This is a genomic window from Myroides sp. LJL119 (assembly GCF_054871605.1).
This window is the reverse complement of sequence record NZ_JBTXLO010000008.1, coordinates 104,626-131,026: the sequence shown is the minus strand read 5'-3', so window position 1 is coordinate 131,026 and position 26,401 is coordinate 104,626. Positions and strand designations below refer to the sequence as shown.

At 33.0% G+C, this 26,401-nt stretch carries 17 protein-coding genes; 1 reads left to right on the top strand and 16 read right to left on the bottom strand.

Annotated elements, in window-relative coordinates; translation table 11 throughout:
• Positions 1-488 precede the first annotated feature (488 nt).
• The 16 genes from ACYSNV_RS09855 to ACYSNV_RS09780 form a co-directional block, all read right to left on the bottom strand.
• Positions 489-2,015 (bottom strand): AbgT family transporter, encoded by a 1,527-nt coding sequence (locus ACYSNV_RS09855; RefSeq protein ID WP_461762396.1) that lies wholly within the window; start codon positions 2,013-2,015, stop codon positions 489-491.
• A 586-nt stretch (positions 2,016-2,601) separates the two neighbouring features.
• Positions 2,602-3,324, bottom strand: a complete 723-nt coding sequence (locus ACYSNV_RS09850; RefSeq protein WP_461762395.1) for a hypothetical protein — start codon at positions 3,322-3,324, stop codon at positions 2,602-2,604.
• Positions 3,325-3,848: 524 nt separating this feature from the next.
• Positions 3,849-4,691 (bottom strand): GLPGLI family protein, encoded by an 843-nt coding sequence (locus ACYSNV_RS09845; RefSeq protein ID WP_461762394.1) that lies wholly within the window; start codon positions 4,689-4,691, stop codon positions 3,849-3,851.
• Positions 4,692-5,544: 853 nt separating this feature from the next.
• Positions 5,545-6,654, bottom strand: coding sequence for an efflux RND transporter periplasmic adaptor subunit (locus ACYSNV_RS09840; RefSeq protein ID WP_461762393.1), 1,110 nt, complete (start codon positions 6,652-6,654; stop codon positions 5,545-5,547).
• 33 nt (positions 6,655-6,687) lie between these two features.
• Positions 6,688-9,855 (bottom strand): efflux RND transporter permease subunit, encoded by a 3,168-nt coding sequence (locus ACYSNV_RS09835; protein WP_461762392.1) that lies wholly within the window; start codon positions 9,853-9,855, stop codon positions 6,688-6,690.
• 10 nt (positions 9,856-9,865) lie between these two features.
• Positions 9,866-11,251 carry a TolC family protein gene (locus ACYSNV_RS09830; RefSeq protein ID WP_461762391.1) on the bottom strand — a complete coding sequence of 462 codons (1,386 nt, stop codon included), beginning with the start codon at positions 11,249-11,251 and terminating at the stop codon, positions 9,866-9,868.
• Between the two features lie 105 nt (positions 11,252-11,356).
• Positions 11,357-11,770: a hypothetical protein gene (locus tag ACYSNV_RS09825; RefSeq protein WP_461762390.1), complete on the bottom strand. Its 414-nt coding sequence runs from the start codon at positions 11,768-11,770 to the stop codon at positions 11,357-11,359.
• Positions 11,771-11,876: 106 nt separating this feature from the next.
• The gene (locus ACYSNV_RS09820) at positions 11,877-13,895 is read right to left on the bottom strand and encodes a hypothetical protein (protein ID WP_461762389.1); all 2,019 of its coding nucleotides are present in this window, start codon (positions 13,893-13,895) and stop codon (positions 11,877-11,879) included.
• Between the two features lie 681 nt (positions 13,896-14,576).
• On the bottom strand, positions 14,577-15,386 hold the full coding sequence (locus ACYSNV_RS09815; protein ID WP_461762388.1) for a porin family protein: 810 nt from the start codon (positions 15,384-15,386) through the stop codon (positions 14,577-14,579).
• Positions 15,379-16,467: a PCMD domain-containing protein gene (locus ACYSNV_RS09810; protein ID WP_461762387.1), complete on the bottom strand. Its 1,089-nt coding sequence runs from the start codon at positions 16,465-16,467 to the stop codon at positions 15,379-15,381. The genes ACYSNV_RS09815 and ACYSNV_RS09810 overlap by 8 nt, the downstream gene beginning before the upstream one ends.
• A gap of 564 nt (positions 16,468-17,031) precedes the next feature.
• Positions 17,032-17,511, bottom strand: a complete 480-nt coding sequence (locus tag ACYSNV_RS09805) for a hypothetical protein (protein ID WP_461762386.1) — start codon at positions 17,509-17,511, stop codon at positions 17,032-17,034.
• A gap of 1 nt (position 17,512) precedes the next feature.
• The gene (locus ACYSNV_RS09800) at positions 17,513-18,868 is read right to left on the bottom strand and encodes an alpha/beta hydrolase family protein (protein ID WP_461762385.1); all 1,356 of its coding nucleotides are present in this window, start codon (positions 18,866-18,868) and stop codon (positions 17,513-17,515) included.
• 1,291 nt (positions 18,869-20,159) lie between these two features.
• The gene (locus tag ACYSNV_RS09795) at positions 20,160-20,948 is read right to left on the bottom strand and encodes a helix-turn-helix domain-containing protein (RefSeq protein WP_461762384.1); all 789 of its coding nucleotides are present in this window, start codon (positions 20,946-20,948) and stop codon (positions 20,160-20,162) included.
• A gap of 6 nt (positions 20,949-20,954) precedes the next feature.
• A complete protein-coding gene (locus tag ACYSNV_RS09790; protein ID WP_461762383.1) occupies positions 20,955-22,079 on the bottom strand; it encodes an MBL fold metallo-hydrolase in 1,125 nt (374 codons plus the stop codon).
• A 328-nt stretch (positions 22,080-22,407) separates the two neighbouring features.
• Entirely contained in the window at positions 22,408-22,866 is a 459-nt protein-coding gene (locus ACYSNV_RS09785; protein WP_461762382.1) for an SRPBCC family protein, read from the bottom strand.
• An 89-nt stretch (positions 22,867-22,955) separates the two neighbouring features.
• Positions 22,956-23,690, bottom strand: coding sequence for a hypothetical protein (locus tag ACYSNV_RS09780; RefSeq protein WP_461762381.1), 735 nt, complete (start codon positions 23,688-23,690; stop codon positions 22,956-22,958).
• Between the two features lie 961 nt (positions 23,691-24,651).
• On the opposite strand from ACYSNV_RS09780, the gene ACYSNV_RS09775 reads away from it, so the two are divergent.
• Complete coding sequence (locus tag ACYSNV_RS09775) at positions 24,652-26,400, top strand: ABC transporter ATP-binding protein (protein ID WP_461762380.1); 1,749 nt, start codon at positions 24,652-24,654, stop codon at positions 26,398-26,400.
• Position 26,401 lies beyond the last annotated feature (1 nt).

The following is a 26,401-nucleotide window of genomic DNA, read 5'->3' as shown; positions in this document are numbered from 1 at the left end:
GAGCCTACTTTGTTGAAATTATTTCTTTCTCAAGAGGTAATTAATAAATAAAAGCTTTACCACTGGAGGTTAAAATCGGAAAAAATTGGCCTTATAAATCATTTTTGCAGTCATAATAGTTGCATTAGATGGTCTTTTGACAACTTACTTTAATTTATTAACTAGGTTTCTTGCAATGTTTTTTAATAATTCTACAGGCAACTGGTACTACTAATTTTTTATAATTTAAGGTATCATTGGTTTTTCCTGAACTAATAGTAATAGTTTTATTTCCTTGAAAACAAATAAAATAATAGTTTAAAATATCATCTACTTTTTTACCCCACAGTCTTAGTGGAGTAAAATCTTCACAAGTTATAACTCTTTGGAACCTACATCATGTTTTCTGGGGATTGTTCCCTTATCGGATTTATTTTTTCATATAAAAAGATAATGCCCTGAAATTCGAAATTCCAGAGCATTATTTCTTATAAGATTATCCAAATATTTTAAGCCGGATTATAATACAACTGAGCACCAGGCCCAAGAGGCAATCCAAGTAAAATCCATATTACTAGTAAAAGTGACCACCCCAGAAAGAATGTAACAGAATAAGGCAACATTGTTGATACAATTGTTCCAATACCAGCATTTTTATTATAACGTTGCATAAAGGCAACAATAAGGGCAAAATAACTCATCATGGGAGAAATAATATTAGTCACACTATCTCCTATTCGGTAAGCAACCTGTACCAGTTCAGGGGAGTAACCTAAAAGCATAAACATCGGAATAAAAACCGGTGCCATAATAGCCCATTTTGCCGATGCACTTCCCATAACTAGATTAATAATGGCTGATACCATGATAAACATCAACATTAAGGGAATTGGACCTAATCCTGATTTTTGAAGTGTCCCAGCCCCTTCAATGGCGAAAATCAACCCGAGGTTTGTCCAATTAAAATAAGCCACAAATTGAGCAGCAAAAAAAACTAACACAATATAAGAGCCTAGGGTTTCCATTGCCTTGGACATTCCTCTCATCACATCCGAATCACTCTTTATAGTCTTGGCGCCAATACCATAGGCAATACCACCAATGGCAGAACCGATAAACAAAAGAGATACAATACTTGACATAAACGGAGATTTAAGGATTCCTCCATCACTACTTCGCAAGTAACCATCCTGTGGGATTAATCCCCCAAGAACAAAACCGGTGAATAACAAAGCTCCGATTCCCGCATAGATTAATCCTCTTTTCTCTAGTCTTGTTAAAGGTTCGATAGGCATTGCCTTTTCATCTCCTGTATACACTCCTAATCTTGGAATTACAATTTTTTCGGTAACCCAAGTTCCTAAAGCTGCTATAACAAAGGTAGATACAAATAAAAAGTAATAGTTTGCCGCTGGGTTAACCACATAAGTTGGGTTAATAATCCTTGCGGCCTCCTCGGACAAGCCTGCTAACAAAGGGTCAATAGTTCCTAATAATAAATTCGCACTATATCCCCCGGAAACACCGGCAAAGGCAGCTGCTAATCCTGCTATTGGATTCCTACCTGCAGCCAAAAATATAATTGCAGCAAGAGGGACCAATAACACATAACCAACCTCACTGGCTGTATTGGATAAAATCCCTGCAAAAACAATCACAAAGGTCAGTAGCTTTTTTGGAGCAGCCAAAACGATTCTTTTAAGTAACGTTCCTATTAATCCAGATCCTTCGGCAATACCAATCCCCAGTAAAGACACCAGTACGGTTCCAAGAGGTGCAAAATTGGTAAAATTAGTTACCATTTCTGTCAGAATCTTATGTAACCCTTGTGTGCTTACTAAGTTAAATACTCTAATTTCTTGCTGTGTACCAGGATGCGATACAGACAAATCAAAGAAACTAACAATCCAAGACATGATAATTACTAATACTGCAAAACCAGCAAATAAAGTTGCCGGATGAGGCAACATATTGCCTGTTTTTTCAACTCCTGATAGGAATCTATCAACTATACTTTTTTTCGACGTTTTATCCATTAATTTAAAATTATGTAAAATCGAAAGATAGTCAAATTATATAAATAACAATACCTATGAAAAAATAGCCATTAAAGGGCATTATTGCAAAATTTAAAACAACAATTAACAGAAATAGACAAAAAAAATATTGTAAAAAACTAAAAACAGTATCCTTAGAATAATTCAAAAAGAATGCGAAATTTTCATGTTTTATATCTTTTTGATCATTACTGCCTGTATGGTAAAGCCAAAATAAAACTTGCCTAGTATTCTATGGCTATCTCCCTTTACTCAATAACAGAGATTTAGTAGCATTACCTTGAAAATAACACCACTGTGTACTTTTTGCTTTAATTGCTTTCAAACTCCTAATTTTTTATAACAGGCATTTTATTTAAAGCAACAACTTTGGTTTATAAACTTACTACTTTTTTGCATGGATAAGATCCAAGAGCTTCTCTGCTTTTATACTTATTACTTGTCTTTAGATACAAGGTCTTTTAACTTTTAACTCTGTATAGTTAAACATACCACCTTGTAAAAGAGATAAAAAAAAGGTCTGAAAATAAATTTCAGACCTTTTTTTGCTTTGGTTTTCCAGCTCTTAATTCACCGCCTGATTTATTATACCTATATAATAGGGTGTTTGGCTATTGCTTTTATTTCCAATTAAAATTATAGAATAAAAGTAAGATGGACTAAAATCAACTCCTTCTCTACTAGCTAATACATTTCCAGCTTTATCTTTAATGGAAATAGTATAGGTATTTGAGTCTATAGCTACAAATTGCTCAGAGGTTTGTACTGTTGCTAAATTATCTTGTGGTCTATTTTCAAAGTCCTTTACCAATAAGTCATTATTAAACTCAACGGTAATAATCAAATCATCCGAACTTAAATTAAATAAACGCACACCAGATTGTTTTGTTTGATCTAATGGAGTTGCTTTTTTTGCTAAATCTTGTGTAATAAAATAAATAGGTTTTTGTTTTGTTCCTGCTACAAAAGAAGTATAATATTGCCCGCTTACTATGTCTTGTTCACTTGAGAATATTGGCTCTGATTCACCAATTCCATATGCCTTTATAAATCGATTACCTTGCCATAAATTCACATAATTAACACCTCGATACGGAATCGGATAATAAGGGTTTTGTATCGGTCTGCCATCCGCTACATAAAATATCGCTTGATCCCCCTCATAGGCATTTACCATAGTAAATCCACCTGCATGATCGGATAAATCAATGTAATTATCATCACTACTACAACTAAAAATAGAAAAACTTAGTAGTGCAACTGTCAATAAACTAAAAATTTTTTTCATACAATATTTTTTAAATTTGTTTACACTTTTTACAATAAATTCATTTTCCATGGAATGGGTTGTGAAATAGACACTAACTTACCATACCTACAACATTGCATATTCTAAATTTAATATTTTTTCTACAACTAAACTTCTAAAAAAAATATTTTATTGCTTTATTTCCAATTTTTTTTCATCTAAGTAAGCTTACTTAAAAATGACCTGGTTACATAAAAAACTTACTAAAAAGGTGTATCGTATAGAGATGAAAAAACGGTTAACAAGCACCGTTTAAAACCATCTAAAAATTACTAATCAACTTTTGTTAAGTCTTTAGAGTAAAATCAATAGCAAAATAAATTGTAAGGGACCCCAGGATTTCAATGAAAATATTTAATTACTTTAAAAATAAACCTAAATCTCTAGTGCAATGCAATCTAAAGTTCACTACTATAACCACTTGTTACATAAAATCCATTACATATACAAAACTAAGCCTTACCATTGATTCACTAATCAACTACCCACATCTTAAGCTTATTTTAGTCCAACTCTATGGGAATATCATCACTTGGTAACTTTTGATTCCTTTCTTGTGTACTTAAAGGTTGACCATCTTTTCCAACGATAATATTAGTTAAGCCACTCTCATCAATTAACTGACCATAGGTTTTTTTGCTAGTAATACGCTTTATCTTTGTCCATTTAGCCCTATCTACCTCTAAAGCATAGCGATCATTGATTGGCAACCAATAATCATTAAAGACTTTCTCACTTTTTAAAAGCTCGAAACTAAAAAGTCCATCTTTAGTTTGTGCCTTAATAACAAAACCTGGTAAATTCTTAAATTTATAGGGACCCTCTTGTAAAGCAATATCTTTGGTAAACCATACAATCCAATCTCTTTTACCTACTCTACCCCTGGCTTGTTGCACTTGCATTTGATTAAGTATTATTACCCTTGGATCAATATCCCACACAATCAAATCCCAGTCTTCTTTGATTTTATAATCGCTAAAAACCAATTGCTGATAGGTAGTTAAAATCTTATCGTTTTTGTACACAGAATACGGAATTCTTGTAGTACGACTATTTGCTAGGGCTTGGGCTTTGTCAAGTTCACTTTGCGCTGATTCAAAACAGAGATTTACTTGGTTGAAAATCTGTGTTCTAAAAACCTCAACCTCACTTGCAAACCTAGATTTGTTTTTAAAAATATCTAAATAAACTATTTCCTGAACCTGTTGAATTCCAGAGGAATCCTTAGAAACTGGAAAATTAGCTATAAAACTATATCGCATAATAGAATCATTCTGCTGAGCTATAAGGCCCCATGTAGAGCAAGCACTAAATAGTATCACTAAAAATTTCCATTTACCCCGCATATCTTTGCTTTAATATTTTCGTTATTTTTCAAATTTTGCCCTAAAGAGAACTTTAATAAAAGTACAATTTTTTTGCATCTTTAACACTTTTCTCACTTAGAACTTATTGCTTTATCCCTTTTAAACTAGATGATTTTATTTTTAAATAGTGTGTTATACTACTTTTTTATTGTTGTATACCAAGTGTTTGTCGGTTTTGCATTTTCTGTTTTTAAAAATCTTCGAACCAATAAAGCCCCACATATCTTCAGGGTCTGAGCCGCATATTTGATTGGGCAATGTAGATGTAAAAAAAATAATCGAATCCATTTTTTTTAATCCTTGCGCGTAACTTTTTCTTAGATGCGCAAATACCTAACAAAGGATTGTTTGTAAAAACATTACCGCTTTATTTAAACCAGGTTAAATGGCTGTAAAAAAACTGCCTCACAAAACTACACCTTTAAAAGCACCCCCCATTTTTTATGGTAACCTATCTTATCTAAGATTGGCGTATTATTTTTGTGGTTACCTTAGTATTGATTCCCTCTAAAATCATGTTCTTATTTTAAATAAACGCATTATTTGCATAAGCCAATACCATTTAAAAAAGATTTTAAAATTAAATAACGCTTATAAAAAGATTTTCCATTTCTTTTATAAGCGTTATTCTTTGTGACAAAAAAGTAGTTACCTAAAAGTAGTTACCTAAAAGTAGTTACCTAAAAGTAGTTACCTAAAAGTAGCTACTTTTGTAGCTACCTTTGTAGCTACCTTTGTAAAAGGCCAAATCCCCTTTTTTATTAAACCTAGTATCATTTTTAAATCTTTGCATCTAATAGGCAATCCCTTTAAATAACTATAGTTTTAATTATTATTGTTCAATCAGACCAATTTTTATCTGTTCAGAAGGTTTTACTATAATATTATCCTGGGGGTTTAAATCACCAAATACTTCCGTTAAAGTATCTAGACGTACTCCTAATTCTACTGCAACGCGATTAATGGTATTTCCATTTAAAGTATATACAAAATTCCCTGATTGGGTGTGTAATATACTCTTTGAGTTAGTCCAATAAGAAGGATGGGCTCTTTTTAAGTCAATTTTCACTTGCGCATAGTCTCCACCTGTTAGCTCCTTGGTAGAATTATCAATATCTAATTCTAAACGAAGCGACCTGTCTTTATGATCCAGTATGGTTGAAGATCTGGAAACCTCAGCCTTAAATACTTTACCTGGTAGAGCAGCTACTGTAAAACTTGCAATAGCTCCTTTTTTTACAGACGCCGCATATTTCTCGGGTAAATAAACCACAAGTCTGAGTTTGTTGTTTTGAGCAATAGTAAATAAAAAACTTTCTCCAGAGGCATTTGTTAAAGCTCCAACGGAAACCCCACGCTGGGTTATCACCCCATCAAAAGGTGCTTTTATCATCAAATACTCTTGCAATTCCCCCGCATGTAAAGCACTTGCTTTTGCTGCATTGTAAGCCGCCAGACTACTATCTAGACTTGCTTTAGACCTTTCTAGTTCAATACCTGCAACAGCTCCACTTGTTTTAGAGGCTTCAACTAATCTTTGATAAGATTGCTTTGCATACAAATAGTCACTATATGCTTTTTCTTGCTTGGATTTATCCGATAGATACATTTGTTGCATCTCCGGGGCTTGCAAAACTGCTAATAACTGACCTTTTTTTACATAATCACCACTTTCGACCAATATTTGCTTGACAAACCCAGAAACCTTTGCGTAGATGTTAACCTGTTCATAAGGTAATATTTGCCCAGGAATAGACAATTGGAAAGTCGGATTGATACTTTGAATCTTTGCAGTGGGATAAGAAATGATTGGTTTTGTATTTTCACTCTGGTTTATAATTTGCTCTTGTTTTTTTGAACAAGCTGCACAAAAAATAGTCAAGGCAGTTATAAGAACTGCTTTATTAGTTGTTTTTATATAATTTGAAATAACCTGATACATATTTCTATTTTATTTAAATTACTGATTAATTACTTAAGAGTTAGCCTTTATATAATACTTACTGTGTTTATCATAAGGGTCCAAGGATGGATCACCAACCACAGATTTTTTCATGATCCAAGAGAAAAAGTGTGGAATTAATAATAAAATAGTAATTGTAGAGGCAATTAACCCTCCTATTACAGCTCTGCCTAATGGCGCCACTTGCTCTGCCCCATCACCAATTCCAAGAGCCATAGGCAACATTCCAGCAAACATTGCCGCAGCGGTCATTAAAACAGGTCTTAAACGTGAAGAAGCAGCTAAACGCGCTGCATTAACAGGCTTCAAGCACATATTTTTACGGTAGAATTCGGCTTGATTAACTAATAAAACAGCATTGGAAACAGATACACCTAAAGACATAATAATTCCCATATATGATTGTAGATTCAAGCTACTACCGGTTAAAAATAAAATAATTAGACTCCCGGCCACCACAGCTGGTAAAACCGACAAAATAACTAATGGCACTTTAAAGGACTGATAATAGGCCGAAAGCATCAAAAAGATAGCTATAACCGCTACTGCTAATCCAGCTATTAAGCCGTTTAAAGTTTGATCTAAGAGCTCCAACATTCCCTCGGTCCAAATACTTGAACCCAGTGGGGGCTCTCCCGCATCTTTTATGGCTTGTTTAACCGCTGCAGAGGCACTACCAAGATCCTTCTGATAAAGATTTGCTACAATAGTAACATATCTATTAGGCCCTTTACGATTGATTTGTCCAGGAGTAGTTACTTTATTTATAGTAGCTACGTCCTCTAAAACAGGTCTAGCACTTCCTTTTTTTATTGGAAGAGCTCGTAATTGCTCTTCACTTTGCATAATACCTTGAGGTATTTGAACTTGGGTTTGGAATACCAAGCCGCTTTTAGGATCTAACCATAGGTTTTTATCGGAAAACTGGGTTGAGGAAGTAGCCGTAACAAGGCTTTTATTAATATCTGAGATTGTAAGTCCAAATTGACCTGCTAGGTTTCGATCCACATTAATCTCTAAAGTAGGATAGTGAATTGATTCGGCAATGCGTACATCTCGTAAATAGGGCACCTTCTTTAAATTCTCTTCAATTTTTAAAGCATGATTATAAGCCGCTTGAATTTGATTTGCGCCTATTTTCACCTCAATGGGAGTCATGGCTCCTTGACCCATAATTTTTTCGGTCAATTCCATAGGCTCAAAATTAAAAGCCACTTGAGGATACTTTTTGTGTATATGTTTTCGTATTTCCTCTTTTAAAACCTCCATCGATCCCGTATAGATATTTTGATCTATGGAAACCTGTAGAACAGACTCATGAGAGGCGCTTGTAAATAAAAATATAGGGTTGATTGGTGAACCTGGAGGTTGCATCCCCACATAAGCAGAGGTTAAATTCACTCCCGAATCACCCACGATTTGTTTTATATCTTGACTAACTTGATTTACTAAATCCTCACTAACCTCTAAACGACTACCCTGCGGGGCTTGTAAACGCAATTGAAAAGCACCATTGTTTGAAACTGGCATAACATCGGTCCCCACTACATTTACCAATACAAAAACAATACTAACACAAAAAAGGGCATATGCGGTAAATAACAAGAGTCCTTTATTAGACCAACTTCGCATCTTATAGGTATACCTAACACGAAATTTTTCAAAAAATGCTCTTTTGCGCTTAGATAGATGTTGCACGTTATTTTTTGTTTTCATCATCCAATTGGCTAAAATAGGCACAAAGGTCTGAGAGGCTAAAAACGAGGCAATCATTGCAAAGGCTACCGCCATTGATAAAGGCATAAACATGTCTTTGGAAATCCCTGTCATAATAAAGGCAGGGGTCAATACTGCCAAAATACAAAGTAATATCAGCATCTTGGCCGTAGATATCTCATATAAGGCATCTACTATGGCCAATGCCTTGGGTTTGCCTAAGTCCATATGTTGGTGGATATTCTCAATGGTTACCGTGGCCTCATCCACTAAAATTCCGATAGATAAAGCAAGCCCACTTAGGGTCATTATATTGATTGTTTCCCCCAAAAGATATAACACACTAACAGCTGCTAGTATTGCAATAGGAATGGTTAAAACTACAATTATCGCACCTCTGGTATCTCCTAAGAATAGTAAAATAACTAATCCTGTAAAAATTGCTCCTAAAGCTCCTTCGGTAATTAAATTAGAAAGCGATCTTTGAATATAAGTCGATTGATCAAATTCATAACTAATCTTTACATCTTGTGGTAGTTGATCTTTTAACACAGGCATAGATGCCTTTAAGTTCTCCACGGCTTGTAATGTTGATGCATCTGCTTTTTTTATAATTGGTAAATAAACAGACCTTTTGCCATTAATTAAAGCGTGCCCCATGGTAATATCTCCATCATCTTGTACCGTGGCCACATCCGATATATAAACTGTTCTATTGTTAAGGGTTTTAATTGGGGTATTTAAAAACTCTTCAGGCCCTTTGGCTATGGAATTCAAAGGAGTCATTAAATTTTGATCTGCGATACGAATATTTCCTGCCGCTGAGGGAATACTATTTTTGGTGATTGCCAATGTAATCTGTTCCGGTGTTAAACCATTGGCTTGCATAGCTACTGGATCAATATTAACTACAATAGAACGATTACTTCCTCCAAATGGTGCAGGTGCAGTAATACCCGGAATCTCAGCAAACATGGGTCTTACTTTTGTTAAAACCAACGTTTTTATTTCATTTACCGACCTTTGATCACTCTCAAAAACTAGCTGTCCAACCGGTAAAGAGCTTCCATCGAATCTAACCACCATTGGTGGTACTGCCCCAGGGGGTAAGAATCCCATTGCTCGGTTAGTAAAGGTAGAGACCTCACCGGCTGCTTGAGCCATATCGGTTCCTGGATAAAAAGTCAGCTTCATTAAAGTAAGCCCTTGTACACTTTTAAAATCAAGCCCCTTTACCCCACTTACAAACAGGAGTACTTTTTGAAATTCATTGGCCATAAAACCATCCATATAAGCCGGGGATAACCCGCCATAAGGCATGGCTATATAAATGGCAGGGAGTTCCACTTCTGGAAAAATATCCACGTTGATACTTTTAATACTATGGTAGGAGAAAAACACAAGAGAAATGACCAAAACCATAATAGTAATTGGTCGTCGAAGTGCAAATTTTATAATATTCATTATGCTAATATTAAAGATTAGAGAATAAGAAACTAAAGTCAGCGGTTAATTCTGCTTCATAGGCCAATAGGTCCCAATAATCTTTGGAAGCTAGTATAAAACTGTTTTCTGATTGTTCCAAAACAAGGCGAATTTGCAGGAGTTCGGTTAAAGAAATCAATCCGCTTTTATATCTAGCCAAATACATATTATATGCCTTTTTAGATTGTTCCACTGCTGATTTGTTATCCTGAAGTTGCATATATTGATAGTGTAGATTAACCTGTAAGGCTTGTAGATCTGCTTGCATGGCATTGTGATACTCTTGTAAGCGTAATTGACTACTTTTTGCTTTTTCTAAATAAGATTTAGACTTTAACCTGTTTGTATGCAAGTTTGTTATATTCCAAGTAATACCAACTCCTACAGCAAAATTTCGTGTTGAATTGGAAAAACCATCTTCCCATGCTCTTGATACCTTATTATCGGCATCCACTCCGGTTGTTCTAAAAGCATATCCTCCCAATAAATTTACAGAAGGTAGGTAACTTGTTTTTTGCACTTGTGCATTTAAAGCATAAAAATCAGATTCTGCATGGATTGTCTTTAAAACAGGGTGCGAAAGATCAATGGTTTCTTGGGATGATTCTTGTTTTATTTTGGGATTAAAAAACACATCTAACTCTGGTTCTACCCCTAGGGCTTGATTCTGGGTTAACTCTAATACTTTTATCCATGCTCCTTGAGCCAATCCTTGCATTTTACTATAATCTCCTTTAGCATTCATAAAGGTAGAACTTGCCAAAAGACTATCGGCCTGAGGTTTTAGCCCGGCTAAAGATAGACTACTGGTTATTTTGCGAATATCATCTAGTCGTTGCATATTATTTTGCGACCAATCTTGTTTTGCTCTATGGTATAAAAACGAAATATAGCGCTGAGATAATATTTTCTTTAATTCCAACAAATAACTCTGATTCTCTCCAACTGCCTTGTCATAAAGGGCCTGAGCACTTTGATTTTGCTTTTTAATTTTACCAAAAGAAAACACCTCCCATTGTAAAGTACTCGAGGCGTAGGTATTAAATGTTGTAGATTTTTCCCCGGGATTAATCTGGGCTGGATTTACGGTAAATATACCTGGTTGTGCAAAAAAACCACCTATTGCTGGTTCTAAGGAACTATAGGTATTTTGTCCTTGAATTTTTAATTGAGGTAAAGCCGCGCCTTTAGTATATTTTTGGTCAAGTTCTTTAGCAGAAAGTTGCGCATTTTGAGCCTTTAACCCAGGATAATTCTGCTGCACTTCTAACCATAAACTATTTAAATAATAAGGTGTTTGCTCTTGCGCCTTTGAAAAAGAAGGCCACAGCAAAGCTAACCACAAAACTGTGGCTATTGTGGTATGTTTAATCATATTACTGCATTAATTTTAAATAGATTGAAGAATCTATAATTTTACAAAATGTAAAAAATCACAAAATCACCTATTTTCCATCGTGAAAAAAAGGTGTATTTTTTCTTAGCAGTAAGTAATTATTTTTTGATATTCTAAAAACAAGGGTACAGAGAATCGAATCTTTCTAGCACTTGGATAATTCGGATGCTTTTGCTTGGGATAACCAAAAAGCACATAATACAAAGCCAATAATCCTATTGCTAAGAATATTGTAGGTAGAAGATCCCCCAGGTCTAAAGAGCTTTTCTGTAGAATTTGAGAATCCGAATCGGTATAAGATGCACAATTATCCTTATTAAGGGTAGAAATAGTATGCATTGCTTTGTTTATACCCACCGAGGATTTAACGGGTGTATTAATAAAGTTCTTAATACTTCCTTTAATCGAGCAAGAAGAGATCAATATCAAGAAAACAGAGGCGTATACCCAAAAGTAACGCTTAAAATTCAACATAATATTTTCTAGTTTCTTACTCATTTCGCAGGCTAAAATAGGTGTATTAACTTAATTAAACAACTATCGTATTTCTTATTGTATAATTTTTAACATTAATTCACACCTATTTTTCCTGTGAAAAACTTTTCTATTTGAATAGATTTTTAAAAAACCCTCCCTTTTGTGGTGCAGATTTATAAGTTTTAATATAAGAATCAAGCCAAGGAACATCTGCATTGTATTTCTCTAGCATTTCCAGCCAATCAGCAACATGCTCTGGGCTTGTCTTATAGCATACTGGAATATATAATTCCATAATATGGTAAAAATTCTGGTTCCACATATAATCTAATTCAGAATATGCATTAAAATAATGATCACTATAAATTTCGAATTTCCCCAGTTCATCTTCTTGATAATAAGCCAAAGCTAAACGGTACAATACATCTATATTTTTAGGGAAGAACTGAAAATATTCAAACCTGGTATAAATTAGTTCTTGCTGGTCTTGGGGTAAATAAGGCATAAGGGTATCATCTGCCTCAAAGGCATGAACCAAATAATCTTCATTAAATTCTGAAATGCCGCTTTCTCTAAAGTAATCTATTAATTCTTGTTTAACTTGTTTATACGTTGTGATGGCTTGCTGTTTTTGGTCCATATTTATCAAAACAGTTGCCAATTGTAATTTAAATCGAAAATAATCACTAGGATCACACTCAAAAATGGGGTAAGATAAGTACTCTTGTATGGCTTGTAGAAATAATTCATTCTCCCCTAATGCCTTGTATAAATTACATCGCAAGCTTAATTGGTAATAGAAAAATGAAAACTCTCTACTTTTATCACTATACTGAATTGCTTTGGGATATAAATATTCTAATTTATTATCTAAAATAAAACAAGCCATATTATGATATATTTGAGCTATACCGTGGTTATACATTAAAGCCGAAGAGACATACTGATTTTGATTAAGATAATTATCAAAGAGTTGTTCAACTAAAAAATACAGAGCCAATTGAATATCTCTTAACTCTTGTAATTGATTCCCCTTTAACTCTTGAGCGAGTTGTTCCAATACATAAGAGTTATCAATTAGTTTAATTGGGTTTGCTGTAATTTTGGATAGATCAATTACAGGGAACTCACCATGTACACGGTAATAACACACCAAATAATCTGCATAAAAAGTAGCCCCAACAACAGGTTGAAATAAACTGACTTTTAGTAAATCAAGCGCCCTGCCATACTTTTTCTCTTGCATCAACAAAGTAGCCAAAGCTCCTTTTAAGTAATTACTATTGGGATTATTTTGATAGAGCCTTTCAAGCTCCAACTCCCATTTTCTTTCTCCATACATACGATATTGCAATGACAAATATGCGTGAATAATTGCCTCTGTATTGGTATGGTTGTCTAATAGGTAAACAAGTAGTTCTTCTAAATTACTATCATAGCTTTGAACTTGGCTATTATTTTGTATGGTTCCAATAAGTTGTAATGCTAATTGGTCGATTAAATCCATTTCATTGTGATCAAGGGCAACACTTAGCATATAATAAATTGGATACACATCTTGATAGGTTAATTGCCCTACGTGTTTTTGTATTAAATCAATACCTTGGGTAATTTGATTAACCTGTTGATCGGTAAGATAATAAACGGCATAATATAAATACAAACTCACATAAAAATCGCGTTGTAAACGATCCTCAATAGTTTGACTAAAATCTATTAAATCTAAATACAACTCAATTGCTTGTTGTTTGTTATCTTGAAATAAAAGAAAATCAATTTGGTATAATATACCTTTTTGGTAAAAGCTCCTATCTTGCTTTAAAAAATCTAAGTAGTTATGGTATCGATCTAAATCGGTTTGTTCAAAGTTAAAGGCCACTTGTAAAGATAGCCAATTAACAATTATATCTTTATTCTCAGGATCTAGATCCAAAATCTGCTCCACCAGGCTTAAGAGTTCTATTTGAAAAGCTAATGGATTTTGGTTGTATTGAATTAAATCACTAATCTGATCTTGGAGCACTTGCGCATGTAATAAACGAGAAGGTAAATGCCCGATATTATGTAATGTAAATTCCTTAATCATCTGTAAGGAATTCTCTAAACTAGCTGTCTCTACAGCCTGTTGAAGTTGGTTAAAATCCATAGCTTTGCGTTATATTTTTTCACAAATCTACCTAAAGCTTATAAGTATCACAACGCAATTGGTTAAAATACCGGAAAACAGGGATACATCCAAAAAACAAATAACCAATTAACAATCAAGTGTTTAAATACAAAAAAAATAAGATAAATTTATTATACGACCCAATACGGCTGATTTGTCTTTATAGTCTTTTTACTGATTTTTAGAATCAATAAAAGTAGAGTTAATAAAAATTTTAAAAAAAGCCAATAAATCAGACTTGCCATATGATAGTTAGATTAGATTTAATAGTACAACATGGTATAATTAACAACAAAACGCTGTTTTTTCTCTATATGAAACTATCGCCTTTTTATTGTTTACAAAAACAAAGAAGATATAGATCTTTAAAAGCTTTTTATCACCCTTTCAATAAAAAGAGACTCTTTGGCGTATTTGATTCATATAACAAGACTTTACGATGGTTGATTTGCCAGTAGTGCTATATTGTAAACTAGCAATAGATAAACTACCAAACGGTAGTAATTTTGTCAAGGCATATAAAAAAACCGGTTTTACAATTACTTGTAAAACCGGTTTTACTATCTGTTTTTTAGTAGATTATAATTACTATTTTACTAATTAATCCTTTTTAAAGACTAGTAAGTTATCTATAGATTTCTCTTTACCTTGCCCTGTTGTTTAAAAGGTATATCCAAAACCTACATTCAAATAAATTGGATACATATCAAAGGTTATTGTTTTAAAATCAGATCTAAAAATATTATTTAAGCCCATATTCAAATTTGCAAAAACATTAAAATTCCTAGTAGCCTTCCAGCTACTACCAATTTCTATTCCATAAATGGACTTTCTTAACTGATCTGAAAAATCATAATTAGCAACATTATTACCCATAAAATCAACTTTATTACCCGTTGGTCCCCCTTCTCGTAGATATCCATCGTAAACATATCCCGAAAAGTCCCTCTCTATGGCTAAGGAATAAAAACCACCTAAGGAAAACTCCCACTTATGATTTAAAGCATAACTTACGGCAATTGGAATAGTTACATAGGAATTTACCACGGTAGTTTTAACTCCTCCACTCCAGTTACCTGCTACTTTCTCTCCTGCATCTCCGATTATTTCCATACCATAATTCTTCACCCTTGCATCGGTTCTCATTGCTTTGTTCTCCAATCGTATCCCCCCTGTTACACCCCAAAGATGTTTTGAATTACCCTTTGAAAACCAGTAGGTAGCCTTACCTTCGATGGTTAAATTTAACTTAGGGTTAAAGCCCTTGATTTGTCTAATTTCTGCAGGCAAAGGTACCGGGGAGAATCCTCCTAGGTTAAAACCTGCGCGGATTTGGTAGGCGACACTATCTTTATTTTGATTAAATTCTTTCTCACCGTTACCCTTTGCATAAAGGCCTACCCCTGGTAAAACGATAACTAAAAATAAAACAATACGTTTTATTGAGGTCATATTAAATATATTATTCATATAAGATTTCTATTTCATCAATTAAAAGAGTACTGTTTTCAGCTCCAAAAAAATAATCTCCATCCTTACTTGAGGTCAATACAATAGTTAAACTGTATAGTCCTTGAGCTAACTTATCGGGATCAAACTCAAAGTCATCCTTGTAAATAAAAGGAGCGTGAAACCTTGTCCATTGTTGGGTTTGGATTCTCTGATCTGCACTAATTTGAGCAATTGCAATTACATTTGAATGTGTAAATTTATTAGTACCATCCAAATACTTTAAATCACTATCGGTTTGAAAAAATATAGCATAACCATCCCAAGAGTCTATCTTATCTGGTACAACCTGACTCCCTTGTTTATAAACCGGTCCAGGAGTGTATTTAAACACGCCTTTAAAGGCAAAAGGCATAAAGTCAACCGGCATTCCCAATCGCAAACTCTTAAGAGGAGAATTAATCGAGCTTGATACGTCAAACTCTCCCATAAAAATGTTTCCAGCAGCCAAAGGTTTTCTCATAAGCGCTCCTAAAGCCCCGGTGGACCTGGTAACTAATTTCACCCCTTGGAGTTGACCTGATTCCATTAGCCTAGAGGTTGGATAATCCTGCGGTGAAGAAGCTGCTCCGGTTAAACTAAACCCAGCATTACCACTGGCCCAATCCATAATATTTTGTCCCTGTGGATCCACCTGGTAAAAAACATCATATCGATTGTCTTGTAAGCGCACATTGTCAAAATTATATTTAGCTCCTAAGGCAGAGGTTATATAGCTAACTTGATATTTCTTTTGACTCTTGCCATCCTCTGAGGTTACGGTATAGAATTGAGGCCTTGTAAAATCTAAATTAGTTCCACTCTTTGGAGAAATAGTAGCTCCTGGGGTCAGGGTAAAAATGGGAGCTTGGTTGGTTAGGTCCACAAAAGATTTGACAAAAATCTGAATTCGATCGTTTTGAATAATGGGATCCTTTTTAATAATTTCACTATCTACCATGCACGATAAAATATCCGCTTCTGAATTTGGAAGCTCACTTTTTATACAAGAAACATACAAAAAGCAGGTGCATAACGTAAAATAAGCAACTAATTTTTTCATATAATAATAATTAAAAGACTAAAAAACATGACTTATACAAAGCTTAACTATGAGTTTGTTTAAGCTATATAAGCTAATTTTTCATAAGATATTATCTTTAAAAAACATTTGTTTTTAGTCTATTTGAAATAAGGTGCAAAGGTCGCTATTTAAAACAGATATACAGGGAATAAACACACTTTTTTTAGCCCATAATTTACATAGGGACTTGTGATAAGTGAAAATAATCTTCAGCTTTCCTACTTCCTTTTTACATTCAATTCATTTTATAACAAACGGATAATAAACATATTAAAGTAAAAAAATAACCTATCCCAATTATACTTTTTAAACCGTCCTATTTGTAAGATCAGCTTAAAATAAGTAGATTATTTATCTTACTTTAGCTTCAAAGAATTCTACAAAGTAGCTTAGACTTTTAAAAGCTTAATCTTTACAGATCAGCCTTACCTGTTTAAAATCACGTTTTTAATTATAAATTCTTATTTTTAATATATTACAAAAAAAGGCTTGTTTTTTTTATTTATTCCACATTACTTTTCGAAGCAATAACAGAATGATAAATCACTTTGAAATCATTTTTAGTGCATCTTGCAATTTTTGAGCTCTTTGCGTTCCTATAACAAATGTATTTCCATTTTTAAGCTTTACAAAAAGTCCCTTATTTCCTCTAATATTATATACTGTGCCATATATGGTACTAAAACGAATTCCCCATCCGCCAACAAAGCCGTATTTAATAACTTGATAAGACTCTATGTCATTAAAGCAATAACTGCGTTTGATAAACGGGAAAAAACAAAAAGAAATTGATTTTAAAGTAATCTGTGTTTTTAATCGCATACAATAAAACAAAATCAGCACACAAATGGAAATTACCAATGGAATAATTAACTCAAAATTTTTTTGACTTTTACTCTCTAGGGGGTTGGTTAAATAAACTTGGTTAAAAAAGCCTATTAAACTTATGCTACAAACCCCAAGAATAATTAGCCAGAGCCACCACTGATTAAAACGTTGATTTTCTTGAAATATAGGTTTCATCTTACTTTACTTTTTTATTTAACCAAACTCCAATATCTTCCAATACCTCAGGTTCTATTGTAGTTTGAATTTTACCATACTCTTGTGGCATACCAGTTTCGGATTTTTGAAATAGATGATTTAAACCTTGATAAGAGCGAATTTCCAGTTTCCCTTTACTTGACAAAGCATCATGAATTCCTTGTAAATTCTCAATACTTGTTACTTGTAGATCTTTTGTCCCATTTAATGCAAGCACATTACAATTAATTCGGGAAAGATAATTCTTTGGATCATAACTTATAAATGTTCGAAACCAGTTTGAATCAACCAAACTGGTAAATGTTTTTATATCACTCTGGGAAAGATTCTGATAATAAGGTACTGTTTTCAAATATTCGATTATCTGCTGCTTGGCGACCTGATTACTAGTATTTTTTTTCATAATGGAATAAATAGTTCCAAAAACTTCTTGATTGATAGTCAATACGTTTTGTGGAACCCCCATTTTCTGTTCTATTGCCGTTTTTTGAAAAATCATTAGTTGATCATTGGCAATACCAGGTCCAGCCATTAGAATAATAAAATCTACCGTAGGATCTTCACTAGCTATAATTTGAGCTATCATAGCCCCTTCACTATGTCCTAAGATACCAATCTTCGTATCATCAATCTCCTGTCTGCTTTTTAGATACGCTAGACCAGCCTTAGCATCATTTGCAAAATCGTAAGTAGTCGCCTTTTCATAGTCTCCTTGTGAACTAGCTACACCGCGTTTGTCGTATCTTAAAACGGCATAACCATTATTAGTTAAATAATCGGCAAGCACTAAAAAAGGCTTATGTCCAAAGATTTCTTGATTTCTATCATTTGGCCCACTCCCGGAAACTAAAATAACACCGGGAAACTTCCCTTTACCATTGGGCAAAGTTAAGCTACCCGATAATGTAATGCCATCTTGCTTATTTTCAAATGTAATGTCTTGCGATTTGTAATTATAGGGAGGCTTTGGTTCTTGTGGACGATTTCTGGTAAACTCTGACCTGGATAAATTCAACGTAAAAGACTGCCCATTTTGTGTGAATGTTCCCTGTATTGTATTTGGGGCAATAACTTTACCTTGATAGACCATTTTCATTTGAGGATGATGTAAGTAAAGTGTTTCATTTTGAAAACTCACCTGAGGTATTTCAATACCAAAAGCACCTTGATCAGGACTATCAAAAGACGCTTTAATAGTGTTATTTTCTTGATTAATATGCACAACAAAAGGTAACTCTGCTACAGGTAATTGGATCGCCCCACTCCAGGTTCCTTCCACTTGAGAAAAGCTCGTAAAGCTCAACAATAAACAAAACAATAAGATCATTTTTTTCATACTCTAATATTTTAGGTTTTCATTATCTTTCACCTTATGTAGTTTTGCATGCAAATCGTGTAATGATAGCAGGACAAAATATTGGGTGGGTAACCTTACTATTATAAAAAAACAAGTTCATTTTTAACGTTTTAAAAAACATGATAAAAATCCTATTTAATAAACTCTAAAAAGCAACTCTAAATAACAGATTGATTATAGTTATTTACCGGTAAAGTTTAATAAAGTTACAGTTTAAATTAATTTTATTAAAAATAGAGTAAATAAAGTTAATTTACAAGTACAATAAATAAAAAATAAAGCTGGGGTTTTATTTATAATATTTGGTTTTATCTATGTATATCACCTGTGGTTTTGTTCTACTTTTTCAAGTTCTGTATTGCTACCAAAAAACTAGTTCGGCTATTTGCTAAATCATGCTATTTGCTGTTAGAAAAAACATATTAGCTACAGGTTAATCAAAAGTAGATCCCATAGCCTGTTTTACTAAGGGTTTGCCTAGCTAAGTAAATTTGAATATTTGAAATAAATAAGCTTTTAGATATTTTTTAAATAAAAGCAAAATCATTCAGGTAATAAAAACCTCACAGGGAGTTAAGTAAATAATAAATGTAGGGAGTTAAGTAAATAATAAATGTAGGGAGTTAAGTAAATAATAAATGTAGGGAGTTAAGTAAATTACTCATATTAGGATTCTGTAGATACAGCTTTTTATAAATCATATAAAAATCGACGAGCATTTAGATATTATACCCGCTTTTATTTACCTTAAATAAAGTAAGTATCCATAAAAATTTAGTTGATAAAGTACAAAGAAAAGTTTTCTTACAAAAAGCAAAAACACCTACCAAAGCACCTCTTATACTTTGTTTGGGAACATTTATATTCATTGCATCCCCCAGGTAGTATTGCCCTTTTTTAAAACCGTAGAACAACACCCCCACTTTTTAATTATGCGGCAATAACAAACTAGGTTTACTTTTTTTACTTTAGGCCAAACAACCCTTAAGTAACTTTTTTCACTTCCTAAAGTAGCTCTACTATCTCTAGCTTTTGTTTTTAGGGGATTAGTCCAAGGAAAGCATCTAAGCTATTATTACTTAAAATAACTCAGTACAGGTAAAATACGCTTAATAAATTTTAGTAGAGAAGATTTAGTTTTTTAAACCATTTGTGTTGGGCAATAAGGGCTACCTCTATATTATTGTATTATTTACAACCTACTGAATTACTAGTATCACTATAAAAACCGTCATATTAAAAATCACTATTTATCCTTTAAGGTAATAAATTATACTTTAGAAGGACTTATTCCAAAATGATTTTTGAAAGCATAAGAGAAATGCGCAAGGGTTTCAAATCCAACCTGTAAATAGACATCTTTAACTTTCATTTTTTTATTTTCAATTAGGTAATAAGCCTCCTCTAACCTTCTTTGTAACATCCATCTTTGAGGAGGCATTCTATAAATTTTTTCAAAATCACGTTTAAAAGTAGATAGGCTTCGTCCGGTTAAAAAAGCCAATTGTGATAAAGAAACATTGAAACGAAAATGCGTACTCATAAACGCCTCAAGATTAATTTTACCTGGTAGATCAAAATCAAATAATATATTTTTAAGCTCTTTTTTACCTCGCAATAGCAAGTGAATTAATTCTATTTTTTTTAATTTTATTAATTCCTCACTAATCTCATTACCAAACCAACTTTCAAGAGCGCCAAAATAGGTGTCAATAAGTTTATCCTTTTCAAGGGCAAACAAGCTTTGTTTTGAACTCTTCTGACCACACAAATTATATTGTTGAGAAAATGATCTTAAAACAGGTTCATCTAAAGTGATTGAAATAGCCTTAAATTCTTGGTTTTTATTGGGGTATTTTACAAAGCGAATCAAAGCATTCTTTTTATAAAACACAACATCTGCTTCTCGGTATACATGTTTGGTATTGCCATGATAGGCTTGCATCTCACCAGAAACAATAAAAGATACCCCATGCTCGGTGATTAATTGCTCACCTGCTTTATTACTTTTTGTATAGCAATGAAGTTTAATACCATATAAATCTTGAGTTTGTTTCATCGTACTTTATTTTTGCCACCAATAAGTTGGTTTTTCATATAGATTATCCAAGTCTACAACCTGGCCAATCAATGGTGTTATAATACCTTGTCCTTGTTCAAGGGCTTGCTTACTTACCCTTTGCAAGGGTTCATACCAGGGGTGATTAGCCAATACAAACTTAGAAGAGTGTACGGGAAACACCACCTTTGAACCCAAATCTTGTGCAGCTTGAATGACTTGTTCGGGCATCATATGTATATATTTCCAACTCAAATCATATTGTCCATTTTCTAAAATGGCTAGATCAAAAGGACCAAAAAGATCACCGATTTGCTTAAAATGTGAGTCATAACCACTATCTCCGCCTAAATATATTGTTTTTGAAGGTGTTTGTAAAACAAACGACACCCAAAGTGTGTTACCAGACCAAATGCTTCTACCTGAAAAATGGCGAGCAGGTGTTATTCTAACATTAAATCCCTGTCCCAAATCTATGGTTTCCCACCAATCCTTTTCAATAATTTGCTGTGAATCGTATCCCCAATACTCAAGATGAGACCCTACTCCCAATCCAACGATTACTTTTGAAACCTTATCTTTGAGCTTTACCAAGGTTTGATAATCCATGTGATCGTAATGATCATGAGATATAAAAAGGTAATCAATATCAGGTAAGTCTTCTACTGTAGCAACCTCGGAACCTTTAAAAGCCTTTCCACTGCCCACAACAGGAGATGCCCTACCACTTAATACGGGATCTACCAGTATGTTCTTACCATCTATTTTTAGAAAATAAGATGAGTGTCCTAACCAAATTAAAGAATGTTGATTATTTAACAGATCTTTCCACGAAATACTTTTTGAAGGAATTATATCTTTGGGTCTACTTTCCTTGGATCCTCCAAAAATATAATCATACAAAGCCACATAAAGATTTTGTGTGATTTGGGGAGTGTGATTTGTATTTTGAAATTTACCGTTTTTAAATTGAGGTGATTCTTTTATACGCTTAAGCCTTTCACCAGAAGGTCGCTTTCCAAATTGGGGATGCATCATAATAGGTACTATTACTAAAAGCAAAACAGCGAGAATCACTGCTATTAGTTTAAAAACTTTCTTTTGGAATTTATAATTTCTATTTGCTTTCATTTTCAACACAAAAATAGGACAGAAATAAGCAACGAGCTTTCTTTTAAAGCTCAATTTTAGTTTCCTTTAAAGCTCAAAGTAATACTTTTTAACTATTCAACTCAATGCTTTATAAAAAGTCAGACCCTAACTTAAGACCAGCTAAATATAGGAATATCAGATCCATTTAACTAAATAAGAGACCAAAGGCAATAGTGATTTCAAGGACAATATACTTTCTTAGAAATAACTTATATATCCTCTACATACTATAGTAAAAACAAAAGCATCTAAACTTAAATTAACCCTTCTTATCTCTTTTGTTAATATTGTTTCTAACAACTCAAAATTATTTGTTGAAAAATTGATCTAGTACTACTTGACGAAAATCAAAAATAGATTCTAACTTCTTTTTTACTAAAACATCATGTGCAAGAGTGCCTACAAATCCAAAAGGAAGCTGATAATCCACTGTATCTTTTACTAAAACTCCATGCTGGTTTTCAACAAATTCATGAAAGTGATTCCAATACTTATAAGGTCCTTTTGCTTGAAAGTCAGTAAAGCTTTTAAGCTTATCTACTTGCGTTATTTTAGTTACCCATGTTAAAGGAATATTACATATTGGAGAAACGGTATAACTAATAAGCATCCCTTGAAAAATAGGTTCGTCCTTAAAATCATTTAAAACCGTTAACCTTAAGTCACTTGGGGTAATCTTAGATAAATTGTTGGGTGTACTAAAAAACTCCCACGCGGTTTGTAAACTACAATTTAATTGCTGCTCCCTGTATAACTGATATTTCATTGTCCTTTTTTTAAAGTGTTTGTATCTGGACATTGTAGTATTGCGCCAAAGTACTTTAGGGTAATACTACAATGTCCAATATAACGCTTTTAATTGACTTCATTGAGCTCTAAGATAATTTTATTGCCATTAAACAAAGTATACTCTAATTTTATAAAACCATATTTTTCATTGAAATATGAAACTAATGAGCTTTTCCCTATCTTAGAACAAGCTGTTGCATAAACTTTTGTAACATTTAACTTTCCTAGTTTTGTTTCCATTTCTTGTTGTCCAATAATTTCATACTTGTATTTAAGTAACAATTTTCCTTTCCAAACTCCCCATCTTTTATCAGACCAATATTCACTTATAAGCATTTGATCACTCCATGTATATCCAATTTGTTTATTCAATTTTATATATGGGAAAGGACAAGTTTCTAAGGCCTTTAAAAATCCAAATCTCGGTGGATGAAACCAAATATTTTTTTCATTCTCTACAAGACCAGTTGAAGCTCTAAAAGTTAAGATAGGATAATCACTATACTTTATTTCAGTTTGATTTTTATTAGTTCTTCCAAAAAGTTTAGCTTTATCAACATATAATTGAATATTTCCTAAAGCTTTTTCGGTCTGAAGTGTAAGGGAATCTTTATGTTCTTTATTTATATAATTTAAATTACCATCAATAATTATTTTAACCTCATAAATGAAATTACCCCCAATAGAGTAAATAATATTGTTTTTATCTATTTTAGATTTCTCAATATAGACCTTATCATATTGTTGAGAAAAACAATTAACTGAAAATAATAAAAACAAAGAAAGAAAAAGTTTATTCATGGGTGTTAGTGTTTAGATAAAATGCCATATAACCTTGTTTTCTTATGAAACAAAGCAACAAGTAGTTTCTTAAATTTACTACTAATATAACTAGTTTTGTGTAATTTAGATACTTGGTGTTTTTTTTATTAAGCGTTGTAAACCCTTTGGAGGCGAGTTTCTTTAGTGCGCCGTTTTCCTTTACAATAGGTAAATCTCGTTATTTTATTTTCACAAAACTGTATTGTGGAAAATCTACATCAAAGACAACTAGGTTGTAAGGAAGCGGATGGATATCTAAAGCTCTTGAAAAAGTTTATACATATCTAAACTTGTCAATTGGCTATCTTTGATAAAAAAAGCAAATTCTCCACCTAAGCTTGTTCTTAATAAACCCATTTAATAGAGGTATTCTATCATCTAAAATTTGTATAAAATAAGATAAAGCCATTTTAATCTCAAAAAAAGAGATCTTACTTGAATTATGTATATAAATTGAGTCAGCCTCTTTAGCATAGCGTATATTGTGCTGATTATTAGAGAAACTAAAAATTTATAATTATTTAAAACAATTAGTCACAGATTAAGAACCCACCTGTAAGGTAGAGTGCTTTTGTACAAGCCCAAGTGTACTTTGATACAAAAGTGTTTTACACTGTTTTCAATACAAATCACCATAACCAATATGAATCTGACCTTTGTGTATCTGCTTATAATAACCTTTAGTTTCTAAATAATCTATATAAGTAACTAATTCCTTAGTGTAATTACTTGCATCTTTAAATACATCCCTATTGCTTTTTGGTATAATGCCTGTCAGAGGTCTGTAGGATAGATACCTATTGTTATAAGGATTACTTATTCCCTTTTGCGGAGATTATATTCCTTTTCGCGGAGAACATTCCTGTTTACTCTAGATACATTTGCAACATCAAACATTAGAATTATTCTAAATAGTAAATGCAATTGAATTTTTATAATTATGAAGAACAACAAAAAGAAAACAGGAATAATGAGATTGCTTGAAATAACAGGAAGTAAAAAAGTAACACTGATTGTTGCTGCTATCCTATCTGTTATACACGCAGTACTTAGCTTGGTTCCTTACATTTTAGTTTATTATATTATTAAAGAACTTTTAAACTCAAGCACAGACTATCAATTAATCAAAACCTATTTAATCTATGCCATTATCGCAAGTGTAATAAGTATGCTCTTATTCTTCCTATCGGGTGTAATGGCGCATATTGCTGCATACAATGTTCTACACCAATTAAGAACATACATTGCCAATAAAGTAGGAGTACTTCCCATGGGGTATCTTACTACCAAAAATTCGGGTGCACTTAAAAAGATTCTATCTGATGACGTAGAACGTATAGAACACTTTATCTCACACCAAATTCCAGACTTTGTAAAAGGAATATCCCTACCCCTTCTTACCTTAGGATATTTATTCTCTCAAGATTATAGACTAGCATTAATTAGCTTTTTACCTATTGTACTTATTGGAATTATTATACCTAAGATTTTTGCCACTGACGATGGTAAAGAACTCTTAGATCGACAAACTACTACTTTAGAAAATATGAATGCAGGTATTGTAGAATACGTCAGAGCAATTCCTGTTATGAAAATATTTGGACAAAGTGCAGATAGCTTTAATAAATTTGGAAATACGATAATTGAGTATCGCCAGGCAGTACATGCATGGACAAAAAAGAGTGTCCCTGGTTTTGCCCTTTTCACTAGTGTGATGAACAATGCGATGCTCCCCCTATTGGCACTAGGATTGTATTTATACTTTAACAATGGTCTATCGACCTCTACCCTACTGCTATTTTTAATCTTAGGTACAGGATATATCAAACCTATATTTGCCCTGAGCAACATGGCTCCACAACTTGCACTTATAAGTAATAGTATGGCTGGAATAGACAACTTACTTGATCAAGAAACTCTACCAGAGAGCAATACCCTACAAGCTCCATTAAATTATCAAGTAAGCTTTGAAAATGTATCTTTCGCCTACGAGGATAAAGAAGTTTTACACAATGTATCATTTACAGTAAAACAAAACTCTATAGCTGCCTTAGTAGGCCCCTCTGGAGCAGGGAAAAGTACTATAGGACAATTACTAGCAAGGTTCTGGGACACAAATAAAGGAAGTATTAAAATTGGGGGTATTGATGTAAAAGACTATCCTACTTCTCAACTTATGGAAATTATCTCCTTTGTATTTCAAGATAGTTTTATGTTTCAACAATCTTTATTTGAAAATATTAGAATGGGAATGAATAAGACTACAGAGCAGGTACAAGCGGCAGCAAAAGCAGCACAAATACATGATATGATTATGTCTTTACCAGATCAATATGATACCTTATATGGTCAATCAGGTGTACATTTAAGTGGAGGTGAACAACAAAGAATACAACTAGCTAGAGCTATTTTAAAAGATGCCCCTATTTTAATATTAGATGAAGCCACAGCTTATGCAGATCCTGAAAACGAATTAAAAACCCAACAAGCTTTTAGCTCATTAATTAAAAACAAAACAGTATTAATTATAGCTCATAGATTAAGTACAATTACCGATGTTGATCAAATACTAGTTTTTGACAAAGGTAATTTAGTTGGCAAGGACACCCACCCCAACCTTTTAGAACATAACCTCTTATATCAAAGATTGTGGAATGCTCACACAAGAGCTAAAGATATTGTATTATAAC